The organism is Streptomyces sp. NPDC044984, from assembly GCF_040646935.1.
In the GTDB taxonomy this organism is placed as follows: domain Bacteria; phylum Actinomycetota; class Actinomycetes; order Streptomycetales; family Streptomycetaceae; genus Streptomyces.
In genome coordinates, this window is record NZ_JBEZBE010000099.1 from 1 (window position 1) to 2,443 (window position 2,443).

Consider the following 2,443-nt stretch of genomic DNA (forward strand, 5'->3'; position numbering starts at 1 on the left):
GCCTTCCAGGAACTGGGCTTCGACTCGCTCGCCGCGACCGAACTGCGCAACCAGCTCAACCACCTCACCGGCCTCAGGCTCCCCGCCACCCTGGTCTTCGACCACCCCAACGCCCTCGCCGTCACCGAGCACATCGAGGAGAAGCTCGCGGGCCCGGGCACCAGGTCCACCGCCTCCGGCCGAACGGATGTCGATGCGCGCCCCGTTGACAACGAGCCGATCGCCATCATCGGCATGGCCTGCCGCTACCCGGGCGGAGTGACCTCGCCCGAGGACCTGTGGCGCCTGGTCGCCGACGGCGTCGACACCGTCTCCGACATGCCGGACGACCGCGGCTGGGACCTGGAGGGCCTGTACGACCCGGAGCCCGGCGCGGAAGGCAAGAGCTACACCCGCCGGGGCAGCTTCCTCTACGACGCCGCCCAGTTCGACCCCGGGTTCTTCGGCATCTCGCCGCGCGAGGCCCTCTACATGGACCCGCAGCAGCGACTGCTCCTGGAGACGTCCTGGGAGGCCCTGGAACGGGCGGGCATCGACCCGGCCTCGCTCAGGGGCAGCCGCACCGGTGTCTTCGCCGGCGTGATGTACCACGACTACGCCCTCAACGTGTCGCCCTCCGGCACGGCAGGCGGCAGCGTGGTGTCCGGGCGGCTGTCGTACACGTACGGCTGGGAAGGCCCGGCCGTCACCGTCGACACCGCCTGCTCGTCCTCCCTCGTCGCCCTGCACCTCGCGGTCCAGGCGCTGCGCTCGGGCGAGTGCTCGCTGGCGGTGGCCGGCGGTGCCACGGTGATGTCGACGCCGGGCATGTTCGTCGAGTTCAGCCGGCAGCGCGGCCTGTCCGTGGATGGCCGCTGCAAGGCGTTCGCGGGCGCGGCCGACGGCGTCGGCTGGTCCGAGGGCGTAGGCGTCCTCCTCGTGGAGCGCCTCTCCGACGCCGTACGCAACGGGCACCGCGTCCTCGCGGTCGTCCGGGGCACCGCCGTCAACCAGGACGGTGCCTCCAACGGCTTCACCGCCCCCAACGGGCCCTCACAGCAGCGCGTCATCCGGCAGGCGCTCGAGGCAGCAGGCGTGGCCGCCTCCGAGGTCGACGTCGTCGAGGCGCACGGTACGGGCACGACGCTGGGCGACCCGATCGAGGCGCAGGCCCTGCTGGCCACCTACGGCCAGGACCGGCCCGCCGACCGGCCGCTGCTGCTCGGCTCCATCAAGTCGAACATCGGTCACGCCCAGGCCGCCGCCGGTGTCGCCGGCGTCATCAAGATGGTGATGGCCATGGAGCACGGCGCGGTGCCGCGCACCCTGCACGTCGACCGGCCCTCACCGCACGTCGACTGGACCGAGGGCCACGCGGAACTGGTCGTCGAGGAACGGCCGTGGCCGGACACCGCGCACCCGCGCCGTGCGAGTGTCTCCGCGTTCGGACTCAGCGGCACCAACGCGCACGTCGTCCTGGAACAGGCCCCCGCCCCCGCACCGGCCGCCCAGCCGGGATCGGCGAACGGCGACGGCGACGGCGAGGGCGAACGCCCGACGCTCCCGCTGCCCTGGACGGTGTCCGCAGCGACCCCCGAGGCGCTGCGCGCCCAGGCCGGACGGCTGCTGACCCACCTCACGGACCACCCGGACCAGGACCCGCTGGACACCGCCTACGCACTGGCCACCTCCCGCACCGTGCTGGAGTCCCGCGCCGTCGTACTCGGTGCCGGCCGTGCCGACCTGCTCGACGGACTGCGGACGCTCGCCCGCGGCGACTCGTCCCCGGCCGTCCTCCACGGCACCGCGCGGGACGGCGGCTCGACCGCCTTCCTGTTCTCGGGCCAGGGGGCGCAGCGTCTCGGCATGGGCCGTGAACTGCACGCTCGTTTCCCGGTGTTCGCGGAGGCGTTCGACGCGGTGTGCGCGGGCTTGGACGAGCACCTCGACCGGCCGTTGCGCGACGTGGTCTGGGGCGAGGAGGCGGACGCGCTGAACCGGACCGCCTACGCCCAGGCAGGGCTGTTCGCCCTGGAAGTGGCGCTGTACCGCCTGCTCGACGCCTGGGGCGTGCGCCCCGACTACGTCGCCGGACACTCCATCGGCGAAATCGCAGCCGCGCACGTGGCGGGTGTGTTCTCCCTGGCGGACGCGTGTGCGCTGGTGGCCGCGCGTGGCCAGCTGATGCAGGCGCTGCCCGCCGGTGGTGTCATGGTCGCCGTGGAGGCGACGGAGGCGGAGGTCCTGCCGCACCTGACCGACGAGGTGTCGGTCGCGGCCGTCAACGGCCCGTCCTCCCTCGTGATCTCGGGTGCCGAGGCCGCTGTGGAGGCTGTGGCGGAGGTGTTCCGCGGGCTGGGGCGTCGTACGTCCCGGCTGCGGGTGTCGCACGCCTTCCACTCGCCGTTGATGGAGCCGATGCTGGAGGAGTTCCGCGCGGTCGCCGAGAACCTCTCCTACGCCG

Annotated in this window: 1 protein-coding gene; it reads left to right on the forward strand. The window is 73.2% G+C overall.

What is annotated here, in order from left to right; translation table 11 throughout:
- Nucleotides 1–2,443: beta-ketoacyl synthase N-terminal-like domain-containing protein (locus AB0A94_RS38610; RefSeq protein WP_361751702.1), on the forward strand; the 2,443-nt coding region annotated here is incomplete at both ends.